Below are 1,018 nucleotides of genomic sequence, written 5' to 3'. Positions count from 1 at the left end.
CCCGAGCAGGAAGGCGCGGCCCTTCGTTTCCCGGCCGTTGACCGTCATGTGCACCGCGCCGCCGCTGACCTCGGGGGTCAGGCGCGCCAAGCCATCCTTTGCGGCATAGACCCAGAAGGTCGCACGGCCGCCCTTCACCACCGCGTCGGCCACGTCATAGCGGGCGACCGTCGCGGCGGGATCGGCGGCGGTCAGGGTGATGCGGTCGACCATCGCATTGCCTTGCGTCCGCCGGGTGCCGTCCAGGCTGCGGGTGGCGAGCGTCAGGATGTGGCGACCGCGCGTCAGGTGGACGACCGTATCGACATGATCGAGCACGGCGGGCTTGTAGCCCAAAGGCAGGAACAACTCGCCCTGCGGCTTGCCGTCGATCCGCAGGAATACGTTGGTCGCCCCCTGCGGCTCGACCAGCGGGTCCTTGTTGAAGCTGCTGGCGAGGACGCTCAGGTCGTAGCGACCGTCGCGCGGCACATCGACCGCGAAGTCCAGCGCGGCATCGGCGCCGGTCTTGAACCCCTCGACCAGATAGCCGTTCGAGACATGGAAGCGATCGACATGATCGGGCGAGCCCTCCGGCCCGCGTACGGCCAGCCCCTGCCCCTGCCGGGTCGCCTTCTCCGCCTCGTAATCCTGTCGCCAGCGTGGGGTCACGGCGGCGGGGCGCACGCCCTGGCCGGGCGACAGGACCAGCTCATAGGCCGCCTCCTCGCGCAGCGCGGGCCAGCCGCCCTGGCCGAAGGTCAGGTCGACCTGCCCGTCCTTCACCGGCACGATCCGGTCGCCGATCACCACCGGCGGCGGGGAGTCGCCCAGCTGTCCGGTCCAGTCGATCTCCCGCACGCGGACGCGTACCGTGTCGCCGAAGCTGGCGGGCACATGGGTCAGCGCGATGGTCGCGTCGCCCGACTTGCCGCCGAACAGCAACCGCATCTGGTCGCGCGCCGGGTCGAGCGTAGCCACGCCCTGCAAGGTATAGCTCTGGTCGGGATGCGGCGGGGTGACCGCCAGCGTGTGGCCG

The 1,018-nt window shown here is 70.7% G+C and carries 1 pseudogene; it reads right to left on the bottom strand.

Annotated elements, in window-relative coordinates:
• Nucleotides 1-1,018, bottom strand: a pseudogene (locus U1700_RS15455) (cellulosome protein); the annotation flags it as partial.

The organism is Sphingomonas sp. RB1R13 (genome assembly GCF_036663775.1).
Lineage (GTDB): Bacteria > Pseudomonadota > Alphaproteobacteria > Sphingomonadales > Sphingomonadaceae > Sphingomicrobium.
This window is presented reverse-complemented; position numbering and strand designations above follow the sequence as displayed.